The sequence below is a fragment of the Aquicoccus sp. SU-CL01552 genome (assembly GCF_040365005.1).
Taxonomy (GTDB): domain Bacteria; phylum Pseudomonadota; class Alphaproteobacteria; order Rhodobacterales; family Rhodobacteraceae; genus Antarcticimicrobium.
On sequence record NZ_BAABWV010000002.1, the window covers coordinates 165373 to 182777 of the forward strand.

Genomic DNA, 17405 nt, shown 5'->3' on the forward strand with positions numbered 1-17405 from the left:
GCCTTGCACGCGAAGGGCCGCAACGTCGGTTCGCGTCTCAAAGGGGGGCGGTGGCCGCCTCCAGCCACGCCCGCGCGGCCGTGCCCACCCTCGGGCCGATCTTTTCGGCGACCTTCGCATGATAGGCGTTCAGCCAGGAACGTTCCTCTGCTGTCAACATCTCCGCGACAATCAGCCGCCGGTCGATCGGGGCAAAGGTCAGCGTGCGCCAGCACAGCATCTCGCGCTCGGCATCGCCGCCGGGCAGGGCGGGGGCGGGCTCCACCACGATCAGGTTCTCGATCCGGATGCCAAAGGCGCCTTCGCGATAGTATCCCGGCTCGTTCGACAGGATCATCCCCGCCTCCAGCGGAACGTCGCAGATCCGGCTCAGGCGCTGCGGCCCCTCGTGTACGCTCAAATAGGCGCCGACGCCGTGGCCGAGTCCGTGGTTGAAATCCTGCCCCGCCAGCCAGAGCGGCATCCGTCCGATGGCCTCGATATGCTGTCCGGCCAACCCCTTGGGCCAGCGCAGACGCGACACCGCGATCATACCCTGCAACACGCGGGTGAACGCGGCGCGTTCCGCGTCGCCGACCGTGCCGATTCCGACTGTGCGGGTGATGTCGGTGGTCCCGTCCAGGTATTGCCCGCCGCTGTCCAGCACCAACAGATGCCCCTCTTCCAGGCGGCTGTCGCTTTCCTCGGTCACCCGGTAATGCATCACCGCGCCGTTCGGCCCGGTGCCGGCGATGGTCTCGAAACTGATGTCCTGCAGCGCGTTGTCGCGGCGGCGGCAGTCCTCCAGCCGGGTCACCACGTCGATCTCGCTCAGGCTGCCCGGGGGCTGAGCGTCCAGCCAGCACAGCAGCTCCACCATCGCCGCGCCGTCGCGCAGATGCGCCGCGGCCGCGCCGGCGATCTCGGCGGCGTTCTTGCGCGCCTTGGGCAGGGCACAGGGTTCGGCCCCAAAGACCGCGCGCGTCCCCAGCACATCGGCCAGGCGTTGCGGCGCGGTGCCTTGGTCGAGCCGCACCGGCCCCTCCAGCTCGGCCAGCCGGTCGAGAAAGGTCACCGGTTCCGACACCGAGACATCCCCGCCCAGGTGATCGCCCAGATCCTTCAGCTTTTCCGCCGCCATGAACAATTCCAGCCGCGCGTCGTCGTGCAGGATCGCAAAGCCATGCGCCACCGGGTTGCGCGGGATGTCGGCGCCCCGGATGTTCAGCAGCCACATGATCGAATCCGGCAGGGTGATCGCCGCGGCCCGATGTCCCGCCGTGCGCAACTCCTCGGCCAGGCGCGCGCATTTCGAGGCGGCGGTTTCGCCCGCAAACTCAAGCGGATGCGGTTTCACCGGCTGCATCGGAGCCGGCGGCTGGTCGGTCCAGATCCGGTCCACGAGGTTCTCGCAGCGCGCCAGGACGATCCCGGCCCCCTCCAACGCCTCGGTGGTGCGGGCGATCTCGGCCACCGTGTGCAGCCAGGGATCGAACCCGACGCGCCCGCCCTGCGGCAGTTGCTCCCTCAACCAGTCGGCCAGTTGCACCTCGGGCCAGGGCACCGGGGTGAAATCCTCGGCGACCTGCCGCTTGACCTGGGTCCGGTAGCGCCCGTCGATGAAGACGCCGGCGACCTCGCGCAGCGCGGCGCAAAACCCGGCCGAGCCGGTGAAGCCGGTCAGCCAGGCCAGCCGCGCGTCATGCTCGGCGACATATTCGCCCTGGTGCGCATCCGCCCGCGGCACAAGGAACCCTTCCAGCCCCTCTTTTTCCAGTTCCGCCCGCAGCCGGGCCAGCCGCGGCGGTCCCTGCTCGGGGCGCGCGGTCACGTTGAATGTCTGGAACATGGGGCCTCCTGTCGATCTTCTGCCTGCCGGCGCGGATCATGAGGCCTGCCCGGAGGAGAGGCAAGGGCAGGGGGCAAGGGATCGGCCGTCTCCCCCACCTTCTTCTCTTTTCCAAATACTCCCGCCGGAGGCGCAGGGTCGCCACCCGCGATCCGGTCTGCCGGGCGGGCGGGCGCACCAACCCCATGGGTCTTGTCTGCAGCATGGAAACGGGGCGGCACGATCTCCCGCGCCGCCCCTTAAATCTTGCGCGGAAAGACCAAGCTCAACTCGCCTTCTTGATTCCCATGATGCGCGCGCGGGCGCGTGGGTCGCTGTCGAACAGGGCGGCAAGCTGCTCGGTCATGGCACCGGCCAGTTGATCGACGTCGGTGATCGTCACCGCGCGATCGTAATAACGCGTCACGTCATGGCCGATGCCGATCGCCAACAACTCGACCATCTTGCGTTTCTCGACCATGGCGATCACGTCGCGCAGGTGTTTCTCAAGGTAATTTGCCGGGTTCACGCTGAGGGTGGAATCATCCACCGGCGCGCCGTCCGAGATCACCATCAGGATCTTGCGCTGCTCGCGCCGCGCCACCATCCGCCGATGCGCCCATTCCAGCGCCTCGCCGTCGATGTTCTCTTTCAGCAGGCCCTCTTTCATCATCAGCCCGAGGTTGTCGCGCACCCGTCGCCAAGGGGCGTCGGCGCTCTTGTAGATGATGTGGCGCAGGTCGTTCAGCCGGCCCGGCTGTTGCGGGCGGCCATCGTTCAGCCAGGCCTCGCGCGCCTGTCCGCCCTTCCACGCGCGGGTGGTAAAGCCGAGGATCTCGACCTTGACCTGGCAACGCTCCAGCGTGCGGGCCAGCACGTCGGCACAGATCGCCGCGATCGAGATCGGACGGCCCCGCATCGAGCCGGAGTTGTCCAGCAGCAGCGTCACCACGGTGTCGCGAAACTCGGTATCCTTCTCGCGCTTGAAGCTCAGCGGGGTGGTCGGGTTGGCCACCACGCGGGCCAGCCGCCCGGCATCCAGCGTGCCCTCTTCGAGGTCGAACTCCCAGCTTCGGTTCTGCTGCGCCTGCAACCGCCGCTGCAGCTTGTTGGCCAGCCGCCCGACCGCGCCCTTGAGCGGATCGAGCTGCTGATCGAGATAGGCACGCAGCCGTTCCAGCTCGACCGGTTCGGCCAGGTCCTCGGCGGCGATCTCCTCGTCGTGCTGGTCGAGGAAAACCCGGTAATCGGGGTCGGCCTCGGAAGGCGCCGGCGGGGCGGGGGGCTCCAGCGGGGCCTCGCCCTCGGGCATTTCGGCCTCGTCGCCCATCTCGTCCTCGGCGCTGTCGTCCATGCTGACCTGGGCCTGGGCCTGGTCATCCTGGTCGTCCTGGCTCTGCTCGGGATCGGCGTCGGCGGACTGTTCGTCGTCCTCTTCCTGGCCGGTGCTGTCGGGATCGGGCTGTTCCTCGGCCTCTTCCTCGGCCTGGTCCTCCTGGTCCTGATCCTGCTGGTCGGGATCCTCGCCCAGCTGGTCGCCATAGCCGAGGTCATTGATGATCCTGCGGGCAAAGCGGGCGAACTCGGACTGGTCCGAGAGCTTGTCCTGCAAATCGTCCAGCGTGCCGCCGGCCTGCTGTTCGATGAACCCGCGCCACAGCTCCATCACGTTCTGCGCCCCGGCGGGCATGTCGCGCCCGGTGGCCAGGTGCCGGATCAGGTAGCCGGCGGCGGCCGGCAGCGGCGCCTCCGAGGCCTCGGTCATGCTGTCATAGCCGCGCCGCAGCGCCTCGTTGCCGATCTTGGCGTCGATGTTGCCGGCGGTGCCGGGCATGTCGCGCGCGCCCATTGCCTCGCAGCGGGCGGTCTCCATCGCTTCGTACAATTCGCGCGCCATATCCCCCGGAGGGGCATAGCGGGCGTGCACCCCGTCGTCATGGTACTTGCGGTGCAGCGCCAGCGCATCCGCGGTGCCGCGCGCCAGCAGCACCTCGTCGCGGGTCATCCGGCGGCTGACCTGCGGCAGCCGCATCGACTCGCCCGACAGCCCCGAGGGGTCGACCGTGTAGCTCACGGTGAGTTCGGGGTCGTCGGCCATCACCTTGGTGGCCTCGGCCAGCGCCTTTTTGAACGGATCGGCGGGGTTGTCGGTGGGTTTGCTCATGCGGGGTCTGGTCCGGTCGCTTGCATATCCGCGCAACCTAGAGCCATTCGCCTGCCTTGACCATAGGGGGGGATGCGGATTCCGACCTGCAGAGCGGGCAAGATCCCGGTGCGTTGGCCTCCCGCTGTCATCCCGGACTTGATCCGGGGTCGCCCCTGCGCAATGCAAAAGGCGCCGGCTACCTGGGCCCGCGCCTTTCTTTTCCTGTCCCGGTCGAAGGGGTTAGACCAGCGCGGTACTCGCCGCGCTTTCCGGCAGTTCCTCGTCGAAGCAACGCTGATAGAACTCGGCCACCGTCTGGCGCTCCAGCTCGTCGCACTTGTTGAGGAAGGTCAGCCGGAAGGCATAGCCGACATCGCGGAAGATCTCGGCGTTCCAGGCCCAGTTGATCACCGTCCGCGGGCTCATCACCGTGGACAGGTCGCCGTTCATGAAGGCAGTCCGCGTCAGATCGGCCACGGTGACCATCTGGCCAACGGTCTTGCGGCCCTTCTCGGTGTTGAAATGCGGCGCCTTGCCCAGCACGATCATGGTCTCGGCGTCATGGCTGAGGTAGTTCAGTGTCGCCACCATCGACCAGCGGTCCATCTGCGCCTGGTTGATCTGCTGAACCCCGTGGTAGAGGCCCGTGGTATCGCCCAGGCCGACCGTGTTGGCGGTGGCGAACAGGCGGAAATAGGGATGCGGCGTGATGATCTCGTTCTGGTCGAGCAGCGTCAGCTTGCCGTCATGCTCCAACACCCGCTGGATCACGAACATCACGTCGGCGCGGCCGGCGTCGTATTCGTCGAACACGATGGCCACCGGGTTGCGCAGCGCCCAGGGCAGGATGCCCTCGTGGAACTCGGTCACCTGCTTGCCGTCGCGCAGCTTGATCGCGTCCTTGCCGATCAGGTCGATCCGGCTGATGTGGCTGTCGAGGTTGACGCGCACGGCGGGCCAGTTCAGCCGGGCGGCGACCTGTTCGATGTGGGTTGATTTGCCGGTGCCGTGATAGCCCTGGATCATCACCCGACGGTTATGGGAGAACCCGGCCAGGATCGCCAGCGTGGTGTCGGGATCAAACTTGTAGGTGGGATCGACCTCGGGCACGCGGTCGGTCGGCTCGGCAAAGCCCTTTACCGTCATGTCCGTATCAATGCCGAACACATCGCGCACCGAAACGGTCTCGGTGGGCTTTGCGTTGTACTCCGTCGCGCCGTCAGCCATCTGCCAGTCCTTGATCCCTCTGCGTGTCCGCACTCTGGTGCAACATATCGCGGGGAGAGGCAAGGGGAAGGCGCGCGGCGGCGAAACCCCGCGTCACAGCGTCGCCTGAACGGCTCACGTCGGTTTGATGCCCGCATGGGGCGGCAATGACCTAAATTTAACGCAGAGGTCGCGACCCGACATCCGAAAGGAGGCGCCCATGCACCGTCGATTCTTTCTTTCCGCCACCGCCGCCGGGGCGATCTCCGTGCTGACCGCCCGGTACGCGCGCGCCGCTGGCGAGTCCTTTGAGGTCACCCGGACCGAGGCCGAATGGCGCGCCATGCTGAGCGATCTTGAATATGCGGTGATGCGCGAGGAGGCGACCGAGCGCGCCTTTACCTCGCCGCTCGACAAGCAATACGGCGCCGGCCTCTACCATTGCCGGGGCTGCGATTTGCCGCTCTATTCCTCGGCCTACAAGTTCGACAGCGGCACTGGCTGGCCCAGTTTTTTCCAGGGCCTGCCCGACGCCATCGGCACCAAGACCGACCGCAAATTGCTGTTCATGCGCCGCACCGAATGCCATTGCCGCCGCTGCGGCAGCCACCTGGGCCACATCTTTGACGACGGACCGCGGCCTACCGGCAAGCGGCACTGCATCAACGGGGTGAGCCTGGTGTTCAAGCCCGCTTGAGCCCGGGCAGGGCAGGCACGGGTCCGGCCAAGGTCGATGCGGGTCTTACCAGTCGAAATCAATCTCAGACTTGCTGAGTGTGACACCCTCCAGCAAGACGATGTCATAGCGGATGGTTTCGCCGTAATAATCGGTGACAAAGCGGACCAGCGTATCGTCACCCTGTGCCTTGACCCGGATCACGCCCGGTCTCGTGTCGGTGTCGATCAGAAGACGGTCCCGGTCCGCATCGAAATCGGTGATCCGGTCGACCGCGCCATCGGTTCGGCCAACCATGAAATGGAAACTGTCGGCGCCAGCCCCGCCGGTCATCACATCGGTCCCGCCGCCGCCCACAATGTTGTCGTCGCCGCGCCCGCCAAATATCCTGTCGTCGAATCCTTTCATCGGAAGGAACACAAAACTGTCTCCGTACAACCAGTCGTCGCCGGCGCCGCCGCGCAGCACGTCCTTTCCCCGCCCGCCAAAGATCTCGTCCTGCCCTGCGCGCCCCGCCAGCGTGTCACGACCGTTGCCACCTGAGATGAAATCGTCAGCGGACTTGCCCCGGATCACGTCGCGACCGGCCCCGCCAAAGGCGCGGACCTCCTGCGTCGGAGACAGCGTGATCTGATCGTTTCCGCCATTGCCGAAGATCACCGAAAACCCGGTGACAGGCTGCGGATCCACGGGCGCCGTGATCACTTCGTCCTCATCTGATCCGATCATCGCGACATGGCCGGCCGTGGTCCCGGCCAGATCGGTGATCAGCCGCAGCGTGCCCAGCGATACCGGCGCATCCTCTTCGGTGTATGCGTGGGCACGGTACTCGAGGAATTCCATGCTCGGCGTCCCTGGAACATTGTCGGGAATGGTCAGTGTAAGGCTGCCATATCCCACCGACAGCGCGCTCCCGTCATAGGTGATCATTTGATCCGGCATGGAGGTGAAATCCGGCAGCATCAGCACATCGACCCCACCGGCATCCTCCCACCGATCAAAGTCGGAAAAAGACGGATCGTAGTAGGCGAAATCACTGTGAAAGCCGGTGGAAAGGATCATCGGGCACACCCCCTGTTAGACTGGTTAAAGACAAAATACCGCAAAAAGGGTATCCATCTTTCACCGTTCGGGCAAGTTTGACGCCCCGGTCAGCCGTGCTGCACCGGGCATTGCCCCTGAGGGGAGTACTCTTGGTTTTCTGTCTAATTCCCGGACCCGTCCGGTTCACCGACGCAGCCGAAGGGCCGCGGTCCTGACACCGCGGCCTGTCGCCCTCAGTCCTTGAAGTTGCGGCTTTCCTTGATCTGGTCCCAGGCCCAGACCACCTCTTGCAGCTGCTCTTCCTGGCTGCGGTCGCCGCCGTTCATGTCCGGGTGCAGCACCTTGATCAGCTTCTTGTAGGCGCGGCGCACCTCGGTCTTGGTCCAGCTGTCCTTGGCCTCGAGGATCTCGATCGCGCGGCGCTCGGTCGGGGGCAGGCGGCGGCCGGCGGCCTGTCCGCGTCCGGGGTTCTGGGTGGCGTTCTGGCCCAGCACCTGGTGCGGGTCCTCGATCCCCAGCCGGGCCCACGCCCGTGCCTCCGGGTCGCCCAGCGGGCGGGTGGTGCGCTCCCACACCTTGTCCTTGCTCTGTTGCGCGTTCAGCTCGGCCTCGGTGGTGCCTTCGAAGAAGTTCCACTTCTGGTTATATTCGCGCACGTGCTTCTGGCAGAACCACAGGTAGTCGTCCAACACGTCCGGCGCCTTGGGCGCGCGGAACTTGCCAGCCTCGTTGCAGCCTTCGTGGGCACAGACACGGGTCGAGGTTTCCGAGGCCCCCGACATGCCCCGCCGCCCGCGCGGATTGCGCTTCTTGGCGGAAGATACGGACATATCGAAGCCAAACGGATCCGGTTTTGACATCGCGCTGCTCCTTTGCGACGGGGGCGTTCTGGACTCGGACGCCAGAGTTTAATCTAAGTGGCGGGAGATAGAAGAGGGGGCGGCGATTTTTTTGCCGGATGAGCGGAAAATGGGTGTAACTGACGAAATTGAAACCCGGCTGCGGGACGCGTTCGCGCCGACCGCGCTCGAGGTGATCGACGAAAGCGAAAGCCATCGCGGCCATGCGGGTTATCGCGACGGCGGCGAGAGTCATTTTCGCGTGAGGATCCGCGCGCCGGGCTTTGCTGGGCAAAGCAGACTGCAACGGCACCGCGCGGTGCACGCGGCGCTGGGCGCCGATCTGGTCGGACGCATTCACGCGCTGGCGCTGGACATCGACGCCTGAGGCGGGTTCAGCCGCGCCCCTTGTCCGGCTCCGACGCGTTGTCGTCAGCGTCCTCGTCCGTGTCGTCGTCGTGCTCTGCGTCGTCGTCACCGTCCTCGTCACGCGCGGCATGCAGCGGCGGATCGTCCGGTTCGAGCGACCGCGCCTCGGGTGCGCCAGGTTCGGGCGGGGCCGGTGCCGTGGGGTCGGGCACCGGGACGAGTGGCGCGACGGTGGGGTCGGGGGCCTCGATCAGGCGCGGATGAAACGTGTCCTCCACGCCCTCCACCGGGCGACGGAACACCAGCACGTTGCGCCAGTGCGTGGTCGAGCCGGTCAAGCCGCTGCGCTCGTCGCTGGGCAGCAATTCGGCGCGCAGGTATTCCCACCCCTCGGCGCCCATTTCGTTCAGCACGGTTTCGACCGATAGCGCAAAGCGCGCCTCGGGCGTCTTGACGCCCTTGGCCTTGCGGCCCTTGGCGGGGGCCGGAACGACCTTGTATTCGTAGCGGGGCATTGGGTTCCCTTCGATGATTGGCGCCAATCTAGCAGCTTGCCGGGCGGGGAAAAGGGGGCTTGGTGCCGCGTTCGGGAAACCGGCGGCGGAATGGAAAACGCCCGGGCGGTTTTGAACCGCCCGGGCGTCTTTTCGTCAATTCTGCGCCGGAATCAGTCCCAGCAGCCCACCAGCACGGTCATGCCCAGGGCCAGTTTGCTCAGGTCGTCCGGCGGCAGCGGCGTGCCGGTCTGTGCCTCTTCGCCGATGGTCACCCCGGCCTCGGCCAGCATGGCGCGGACCACGCCGACATCGGCGGCAAAGCTGACGTCGCCGGGCAGGCGCTGGCCGTTGCTCGCAGCCGGCAGGAGCACCCCGAGAAGCCCGCCGCCGGTATCCAGAACCGGTCCGCCGGCATCGCCGGGCAGCGGCGCCAGCGCCAGCCGCGTCAGCCCTTCTTCGCCCTGCAGACCCTTGAGGTCGGCGACGGTGCCAAAGGTCAGCGTCGGCGCGCCCAGCACCCCGCCGTAGGAATAGCCCGAAACCGCGACATCCGATTGCAGTCGCGGCGCGCCGGGGCGCAGCCGGGCCACCGCCATCGGCGCCAGCGGCACCTCCGGGCGCAGCACCGCGAGGCCGGCGGCCTCGTCAAGCGCTGCCACCTGCGCGGGATACTCGTGGTCCAGCGTGATCCGGGTGCAGCCCTGCACCGCCTCGGCGGTGGTCAGCACGGTTCCGGCCGCGTCGATGTAAAAGCCCGAGCGCGACCGTTTCGGCTTGCGCACCGCCAGCCCCGAGACCAGGTCGACGCTTTGCGGCGCATTGGCCCCGGCACCGGGATCAAGCACCCCGTCGAGCCGCTGGAAGCTGGCCTGCATCTCGGTCAGCACCCGGCTGCGGCGATCCTCGTCGCCCTCCGGCCAGATCAGGGTAAAGCCCTTGATCTGCCCCGCCTTCAGCGTCGCCTCGGTATAGGAGACGATGCCCCGGCCGCGACCCTCCAGCGTGAAGCTGTCGCCCTTGCGCGACCGCGGCCCCTCGAGCGGCACGATCTCCAGCGTCTGCATGATGTCGTACAGGCCATAAAGGGTGGCCCGGTCGCCCGGCTGGCTGATCAGCAGCACCCGCGCGCCCAGATCGCTGGCGGCGTCGTAATGGGCAAAGGGGGATTCGTACTTCGAGAAGCGGACCGCATCCATCGGCATCTGCATCGCGATCCCGGCGCGGTCGTCGGTGTGGGCGCGCATGCCGACGCTGATCAGCGGCGCGTTGTATTCATCCATCAACGCCTGCCGCTGGCGGGTGGTCAACACGCCGGTGGGCTCATATCCGCGCGCGATCTGCCAGTCGGACATCGCCGCCCGCGTGCCACGGCCAAAGGCGCCGTCGATCGACGAGGCATAGACCCCGGCCGCCTTCAGCGCCACCTGCAACGCGCGCCGTTCGTCCGCGCTCAACAACCGCTCGCTGCGCCGCGCCTCGGCCGGGGTTTCGTCGGCGGGTTGCGGTTCGGGCTGCGGTTCGGCCTGCGTCACCTGCGCCTCTGGCGAGGCCTGCGTCTGCGGCACCGCCTGGGTGGTCAGCGCGCTGTCACCGACCGGCCAGAACTTCTGGCCGAAATTCCCCGAATCCACCACATAGCTGTCCTGCGGGATCTGGCCCTGCAGGCGATAGACCCGCAGCACCCGTTCCGCATCCGGGCGGCTGTAGGGCCCCAGCGCGATGCCGTACCAGCCGCCGCCCAGGGCGAACCCGTTCACGTCGGCGAGGCGCCCCGCAAACTGGCTGGCCCGCTGTTGCGCCGTGGTCAGGCTGGGATGGGCCTCGATCTGGACCCAGGCGGCCTCCTGCGCCAGCGCCGGGCGCATCAGGGCGAGGCTGAGGAAAAGGAACGCGGCAAAAACTCTGTGCATTATGCTCTCTTGCTCTGGCAAACTTGATTGTTTCCGGCACCTAAGCAGGAAACATCCTGCTTGACCATGCTTTTGAACGCGTCGAATTCCCCCTGTTGCGCGTTGACCCCCGCGCGGCGGACGCATAGGAATGGCGCGCCTCGCACGGTACAGGAAAGAGCCGCCCCATGAGTGACAAACCCACGCCCCCGCGATCGTTCCAGGAGATCATCCTGCGCCTTCAGACCTATTGGGCGGGCAAGGGCTGCGCCGTGCTGCAGCCCTATGACATGGAGGTCGGCGCCGGCACCTTTCACCCCGCCACCACCCTGCGCGCGCTGGGCTCGAAATCCTGGGCGGCGGCCTATGTCCAACCTTCGCGCCGGCCCACCGACGGCCGCTATGGCGAGAACCCGAACCGGTTGCAGCATTATTACCAGTTCCAGGTGCTGATCAAACCCAGCCCGCCGGATCTTCAGGCGCTTTACCTCGGCTCGCTCGAGGCGATCGGCATCGACATGGACCTGCATGACATCCGTTTTGTCGAGGACGACTGGGAAAGCCCGACGCTGGGCGCCTGGGGGCTGGGATGGGAGGTCTGGTGCGACGGCATGGAAGTGTCGCAGTTCACCTATTTCCAGCAGGTCGGCGGCCATGATTGCAAGCCGGTCTCGGGCGAGTTGACCTATGGTCTGGAACGCCTCGCGATGTACGTGCTGGGCATCGACCACGTGATGGACATGCCCTACAACGATCCGCAGGCGCCGATCGCGTTGAAATACGGCGATGTGTTCCGCCAGACCGAACAGGAATACTCGCGCTTCAACTTCGACGTGGCCGAGACCGAGATGCTGTTGCGCCATTTCGAGGATGCCGAGGCCGAGTGCGACGCGATCCTGTCGCGTCCGCAGGTCGACCCCAAGACCGGGAAAAAGATCATCATGGCGCATCCCGCCTATGACCAGTGCATCAAGGCCAGCCACCTGTTCAACCTGCTCGATGCACGCGGCGTGATCTCGGTCACCGAACGCCAGGCCTATATCGGCCGGGTCCGGGCACTGGCCAAGAAATGCGCCGATGCTTTCGTCCAGACCGAGGCCGGCGGCGCGGCGGCATGAGGCCGCAGGGCGCGGAGATCCACCCATGAACGGCAAGTTCGTCGCCTCCCTGATCGTCCTCTGCGCGCTGGTCGCGGGGGCGGCGATCTATTACCTGCAGGTCTATGGCTATTATTACCGCGTCACCCCGACGCCGGGGCAGGACGTGCAACTGGTCGCCGTCGCCACGCAGGCGCCCGAACCCATCGCCTATGCGGATTTTCAGGCCATCGATGCCGACAGTTCGCCGATCCGCTACCGGTCCTGCTTCACCACCGACCTGCCCATGGATGAGCTTGCCGCCACCTATGTCGAGCGGCAGGGAGGCGAGCCGCGAGTCGCCCCCGGCTGGTTCGACTGTTTCGACGCCGAGGCGATCGGCACGGGGATCGAGGCCGGCGACATCCGCGTCTTTCTCGCGCAGAAGAACATCGCCTACGGGGTCGACCGTGTCACCGCCATCGCGCCGGACGGCCGCGGCTGGTCCTGGGAAGAACTGAACGACTGTGGCCACAAGGCCTATGACGGCACCCCGGTGGGCGAGGCCTGCCCGCCGCGGCCCGAATCCGGGGCAGGGGGGTGATCCCGCCGTGCCCCCGCCCTTGCCATTTCCGGCCCATCGCCTGTATCCGCTGACCCGACGCCCTCAACACCCCGCCGAGGAACCCCTATGCCCGACCTTCTGATCGAACTGTTTTCCGAGGAAATCCCGGCCCGCATGCAGGCACGCGCCGCCGAGGACCTGAAAAAGCGGGTGACCGACGGTCTGGTCGAGGCCGGGCTGACCTATTCCGGTGCGACCGCCTTTTCCACCCCGCGCCGGCTGGCGCTGGCGGTCGAGGGGCTGCTCGCCGAATCGCCGACCCTGCGCGAGGAGCGCAAGGGCCCCAAGGTCGGCGCGCCCGACAAGGCGATCGAGGGATTCCTGCGCGGCGCCGGCATCACCCGCGACGCTCTCGAGGAACGCGACACCCCCAAGGGCACGGTCTATTTCGCCACCATCGAGAAGCCGGGCCGCCCGGCCGCCGAGATCGTGGCCGAGGTTCTGGAAACCACCATCCGCAACTTCCCCTGGCCCAAGTCGATGCGCTGGGGTGCGGGCAGCCTGCGCTGGGTGCGTCCGCTGCACTCGATCCTGTGTATCCTGAGTGACGAGTCTGGCGCGCATGTGGTGCCGATGGAGGTGGACGGGATCGCTGCCGGCGACAGCACCGAGGGCCACCGCTTCATGGCGCCGGGGCGGTTCTCGGTCACCTCCTGCGATGATTACCAGGCCAGGCTCAAGCGCGCTCACGTGGTGCTCTCGCCCGACGAGCGTGCCGATCACATCTGGGCCGACGCCACCAACCGCGCCTTTGCGGCCGGGCTCGAGGTGGTCGAGGACAAGGGCCTTCTGAGCGAGGTCGCCGGGCTGGTCGAGTGGCCGGTGGTGCTGATGGGCGAGATCGGCGAGGCCTTTCTCGACCTGCCGCCCGAGGTGCTGCAGACCTCGATGCGCGAACACCAGAAATTCTTCTCGGTGCGCGATCCGAAATCGGGCCGTATCGTCAAGTTCGTCACCGTCGCCAACCGCGAGACCGCCGATCACGGCGCCACCATCCTTGCCGGCAATCAAAAGGTGCTGGCGGCCCGGCTCTCGGATGCGAAATTCTTCTGGGACAACGATCTGCGGGTGGCGACTTCCGACCTGTCGGCCTGGACCGGGGCGCTTGAAAACGTGACCTTCCACAACCGGCTGGGCAGCCAGGGCGAGCGCATCCGCCGCATCGCCGCGCTGGCCCGCGACCTGGCCCCCGCCGTCGGCGCAGACAAGGGCGCGGCCCAACTGGCCGCCGACCTGGCCAAGGCCGACCTGTCGTCTGAAATGGTCTATGAATTCCCCGAACTTCAGGGCGTCATGGGCCGCTATTATATCGCCGCCGCCGGTCACGCCCCCGAGGTCGCCGCCGTCGCCGAAGAGCATTACTCGCCGTTGGGGCCCTCGGACGACGTGCCCACCGCGCCGCTCTCGGTCACCGTGGCGCTGGCCGACAAGCTGGACACGCTGACCGGATTCTGGGCCATCGACGAGAAACCCACCGGCTCCAAGGACCCCTTTGCGCTGCGCCGCGCCGCGCTGGGCGTGATCCGGCTGGTGCTGGCCAACGACCTGCGGCTGCCGCTGGACCGTTACATTGATGGCCAGATCCTGCGTCACAAGATCCACCTCAACCGCGAGGCCGACGAAAGCCAGCTTGCCGCGCTGCGCGACATCAACGACGAGATCGCCGATCACGGGGTCTTCGGGGCGGCCTTCCGTGCGGTTCTGGCCCGGTTCGACAACGACCCCGAGGTCGACACCTCGAACCAGTCGTTGCTGCATTCCATCGGCGGTCAGGTACCGGATCTGTCGACCGACCTGATGGTTTTCCTGCATGACCGGCTCAAGGTCTACCTGCGCGACCAGGGCCTGCGCCACGACGTGATCGACGCCTGCATCGCCATGCCGGGCCACGACGATCTGAACCTGCTGGTCAAACGCGCCACCGCGCTGGGCGCCGTGTTGCAGACCGAGGACGGCGAGAACCTGATCCAGGGCTTCAAGCGCGCCAACAACATCCTGACCCAGGCCGAGGAAAAGGACGGGGTGGAATATTCCTTTGGCGCCGACGCCAAGTTCGCCGAAACGGACAGCGAACGCGCGCTCTTTGCCGCGCTCGACGCTGCCCAGGCCCGGATCACACCGGCGCTGGAGGCCGAGGATTTCCCCGAGGCGATGGCAGCCATGGCGGCCCTGCGCGGACCGATCGACGCATTTTTCGAAGAGGTGCAGGTCAACACCGACAACGAGACCCTGCGCCGCAACCGCCTGAACCTGCTGCACCAGATCTGCACGATCTGCGGTCAGGTGGCCGACCTCACCCGCATCACCGGCTAGGGGCGGGCGCTCCGAGCCGACAGCCATCCGCACTCCGCCTGTCATCCCCGCGTAAGCGGGGGGCTTTATTCCTTGACGCCGAGGCCTGAAGATCCCCGCCTGCGCGGGGATGACAGGGGCGCGGTAGGATAGGGTGATGCCATTGGCTCGAGCCCCCGCCTGCGCGGCGAGGGCAGGGCCCGTTTCGACGGTGCGGGCATAGGCCCGCCCGCTTTTCCTTGCGCGTGCCGGGCACCTGCTTATGCTGCGGTCAGAGCAAGAGGTGCCGCAGTGCAATACAACCCGCATACCACCCTGGTGACCCCCGATGCCCCGATCGAGGTCGGGGCCCACGGCGGGCGTGCAAAATGCCTTCAGCGTCTTGTCCGGCTGGATCTGCCGGTGCCGCGCACCGTCGCGCTCTCCTTCGGGGCGGTCAAACGCATCGCGGCGGGCGAGATGCCCGACATCGCCGCCGTCGACGCCCAGTTCGACCCCTGCACGCTGCTCTGCGTGCGCCCGTCGTCCGAGGATCCCGACTGGGGCGGGCCCGGCGCGGTGCTGAACATCGGCATGAATGGCAAGCAATACGAAAAGCTCTCCGAGAGCCTCGGGCCCAGGGCCGCCGCCGCGCTCTATTCCCGCTTCGTTCAGGGCTATGCCACCCATGTCGCCCGCCTCGACCCCGATCTTTTCGACAGCGATCCCGAGGAGGGGCCCAAGGGCCTGCAACGGATGCTGCGCGCCTATGAGGACGAGGCCGACGAACCCTTTCCGCAATCGCGCAGCGAACAGCTCAGCGGTGTGTTGCGCTCGATGGCCCGCGCCTGGGAGGGGACCTCGGCCCGGCTGCTGCGCCAGGCCAAGGGCGCGCCGGCCGATGCCGGACTCGGCCTCGTGGTGCAGGAGATGATCCCGGGGCTGGGGCAGGGCGAATGCGGCTCGGGCGTGCTGCAACTGGCCGATCCGGTCACCGGCCGGCCGCAGATCATCGGACGTTATCTGAGCCAGAGCCAGGGGCGCGATGCGCTCGGCGCGGGGGCCGCCGCGCTCTACCTCGAAAAGGACCCGCGCGGCCCTTCGCTGGAGGAACTGGCGCCCGAGGCCTTTGTGGCGCTCAAGCGGGATGCGGCATTGATGCGGCGCAAGTTGCGCGAAGAGATGCAGGTCGAATTCGTGATCCAGGACGGCGCGGTGCATATCCTTGACGGTGTGCGCATCCAGCGCAGCCCGCGTGCCGCCCTGCGCATCGCCGTCCGGCTGGCCGAAGACGGCATCATCCCCCCGCAAGAGGCGGTGATGCGCGTCGATCCCCATTCGATGACCGAACTGCTGCACCGCCAGGTCGCCCCCGATGCCGAACGCGACGTTCTGGCCACCGGCATCGGCGCCAGCCCCGGCGCCGCGACCGGTCGCATCGTGTTTTCCGCCACCGCCGCCCAGGCCAGCGCCGCCCGGCGCGAAGCCTGCATCCTGGTGCGTCGCGAAACCGCCCCCGAGGACGTGCGCGGCATGCATGCCGCCGCCGGCGTGCTGACCGAAAAGGGCGGCATGACCAGCCACGCGGCGGTGATCGGGCGCGGCCTCGGGCTGCCCTGCATCGTCGGCGCCTCCGAGCTGACCTTCAACACCCGCGACAAGATGCTGCGTGCGCCCGATGGCCGGATCCTGCGCGAGGGCGACATCGTCACCATAGACGGCGGCACCGGACAACTGCTCGCCGGGGAACCCGCCATGCTCGAGGCGGCGCTCGACGATGCCTTCCAGACGCTGATGGGCTGGGCCGACGCGGCCCGCGACATCGGCATCCGCGCCAACGCCGACACCCCCGCCGACGCCCAGACCGCGCGCAACTTCGACGCCCAGGGCATCGGGCTGTGCCGGACCGAGCACATGTTCTTCGAACCCGGCCGCCTGACGGTGATGCGCGAGATGATCTTTGCCGAGACCAGTTCCGGTCGCGCCGCCGTGCTGGCCCGGTTGCTGCCGATGCAGCGCGACGATTTCATTCAGCTGTTCCGCATCATGGAGGGGCGCCCGGTCTGCATCCGGCTGTTCGACCCGCCGCTGCACGAATTCCTGCCCGCCACCCGCTCGGGCCAGCGCGAACTGGCCGAGGCGCTGGATCTTCCGGTCTCGGACGTCACCCGGCTGATCGAGGCGATGCACGAATACAACCCCATGCTCGGCCTGCGCGGCGTGCGCCTCGGTGTCACCGTGCCCGAGATCTACGAGATGCAGGCCCGCGCCATCTTCGAGGCCACGCTCGAGGCCAACCGAACCGGGGAACCGGTGGTGCCCGAGATCATGATCCCGCTGGTCTCGGCCAAGCGCGAGGTGGAGCTGATCAAGGCGCGGGTCGATGCCGTCGCCGGCGCCGTGCGCTCGGAACGCGGCGAGGAGTTCACCTATCGCCTCGGAGTCATGGTCGAGACTCCGCGTGCGGCGCTGCGTGCGGACGAGATCGCGCCGCATGTCTCCTTCCTCAGCTTCGGTACCAACGACCTGACGCAGATGACCTATGGCCTCTCGCGCGACGACGCCGGGCGGTTCATGTCCGACTACGTGCGCAAGGGGGTCTTTCCCGAAGATCCGTTTCACGTGCTCGACATCGAGGGGGTGGGGGAACTGCTCAAACTCGGGGCCGAGCGGGGCCGGGCAGCCAATCCTGACTTGACGGTCTCGATCTGCGGCGAACACGGCGGCAACCCCGAATCAATCGCCTTCTGTCGCGAGGCGGGGTTCGATTATGTCTCCTGTTCGCCGTTCCGCGTACCGGTGGCGCGGCTGGCTGCCGCCCAATTCGCCATTGCCGAGAAAATTACCCCAGAGGAGGATGAAACCCCTTGATCCTCAGGCGGTTGCGGGGCATTTTACCTGATCGTCCGGGTCGTTTCGGCGTTTATAATCTGCCTGTTTCGCGGGCGGAACTGGACTTT

At 67.1% G+C, this 17405-nt stretch carries 13 protein-coding genes; 6 read left to right on the top strand and 7 right to left on the bottom strand.

Annotated features, from left to right (window positions below; genetic code table 11):
* Positions 1-37 precede the first annotated feature (37 nt).
* The 3 genes from ABWV23_RS03505 to cobS all read right to left on the bottom strand — a co-directional run bounded on the left by ABWV23_RS03505 (position 38) and on the right by cobS (position 5180).
* On the bottom strand, positions 38-1828 hold the full coding sequence (locus ABWV23_RS03505) for an aminopeptidase P family protein (RefSeq protein ID WP_353344972.1): 1791 nt from the start codon (positions 1826-1828) through the stop codon (positions 38-40).
* A gap of 265 nt (positions 1829-2093) precedes the next feature.
* On the bottom strand, positions 2094-3971 hold the full coding sequence (gene cobT, locus ABWV23_RS03510; protein WP_353344974.1) for a cobaltochelatase subunit CobT: 1878 nt from the start codon (positions 3969-3971) through the stop codon (positions 2094-2096).
* Positions 3972-4193: 222 nt separating this feature from the next.
* Positions 4194-5180 (bottom strand): cobaltochelatase subunit CobS, encoded by a 987-nt coding sequence (gene cobS, locus ABWV23_RS03515; protein WP_353344976.1) that lies wholly within the window; start codon positions 5178-5180, stop codon positions 4194-4196.
* A 199-nt stretch (positions 5181-5379) separates the two neighbouring features.
* Between cobS and msrB the strand changes: the two genes are divergently transcribed.
* Positions 5380-5856 carry a peptide-methionine (R)-S-oxide reductase MsrB gene (gene msrB, locus ABWV23_RS03520; RefSeq protein ID WP_353344978.1) on the top strand — a complete coding sequence of 159 codons (477 nt, stop codon included), beginning with the start codon at positions 5380-5382 and terminating at the stop codon, positions 5854-5856.
* A gap of 45 nt (positions 5857-5901) precedes the next feature.
* Here the strand turns inward: msrB and ABWV23_RS03525 are convergent, their stop codons facing one another.
* Together ABWV23_RS03525 and ABWV23_RS03530 are read right to left on the bottom strand one after the other, a co-directional pair.
* Positions 5902-6897 carry a calcium-binding protein gene (locus ABWV23_RS03525; protein WP_353344980.1) on the bottom strand — a complete coding sequence of 332 codons (996 nt, stop codon included), beginning with the start codon at positions 6895-6897 and terminating at the stop codon, positions 5902-5904.
* A gap of 215 nt (positions 6898-7112) precedes the next feature.
* The gene (locus ABWV23_RS03530; protein ID WP_353344982.1) at positions 7113-7739 is read right to left on the bottom strand and encodes a DnaJ domain-containing protein; all 627 of its coding nucleotides are present in this window, start codon (positions 7737-7739) and stop codon (positions 7113-7115) included.
* 109 nt (positions 7740-7848) lie between these two features.
* Here ABWV23_RS03530 and ABWV23_RS03535 point away from each other — a divergent pair, with 109 nt between their 5' ends.
* Positions 7849-8106, top strand: coding sequence for a BolA family protein (locus ABWV23_RS03535; RefSeq protein ID WP_353344984.1), 258 nt, complete (start codon positions 7849-7851; stop codon positions 8104-8106).
* A 7-nt stretch (positions 8107-8113) separates the two neighbouring features.
* Here the strand turns inward: ABWV23_RS03535 and ABWV23_RS03540 are convergent, their stop codons facing one another.
* Positions 8114-8602: a DUF4177 domain-containing protein gene (locus tag ABWV23_RS03540; protein ID WP_353344986.1), complete on the bottom strand. Its 489-nt coding sequence runs from the start codon at positions 8600-8602 to the stop codon at positions 8114-8116.
* A 152-nt stretch (positions 8603-8754) separates the two neighbouring features.
* Positions 8755-10494, bottom strand: a complete 1740-nt coding sequence (locus tag ABWV23_RS03545; protein ID WP_353344988.1) for a serine protease — start codon at positions 10492-10494, stop codon at positions 8755-8757.
* Between the two features lie 167 nt (positions 10495-10661).
* On the opposite strand from ABWV23_RS03545, the gene ABWV23_RS03550 reads away from it, so the two are divergent.
* The 4 genes from ABWV23_RS03550 (at position 10662) to ABWV23_RS03565 (ending at position 17316) form a co-directional block, all read left to right on the top strand.
* On the top strand, positions 10662-11591 hold the full coding sequence (locus ABWV23_RS03550) for a glycine--tRNA ligase subunit alpha (protein ID WP_353344990.1): 930 nt from the start codon (positions 10662-10664) through the stop codon (positions 11589-11591).
* Positions 11592-11616: 25 nt separating this feature from the next.
* Positions 11617-12153, top strand: a complete 537-nt coding sequence (locus tag ABWV23_RS03555) for a DUF6446 family protein (RefSeq protein WP_353344992.1) — start codon at positions 11617-11619, stop codon at positions 12151-12153.
* Between the two features lie 87 nt (positions 12154-12240).
* Positions 12241-14487, top strand: a complete 2247-nt coding sequence (glyS, locus tag ABWV23_RS03560; RefSeq protein WP_353344994.1) for a glycine--tRNA ligase subunit beta — start codon at positions 12241-12243, stop codon at positions 14485-14487.
* Between the two features lie 270 nt (positions 14488-14757).
* Entirely contained in the window at positions 14758-17316 is a 2559-nt protein-coding gene (locus tag ABWV23_RS03565; RefSeq protein WP_353344996.1) for a putative PEP-binding protein, read from the top strand.
* The last annotated feature ends 89 nt before the right edge of the window (positions 17317-17405 follow it).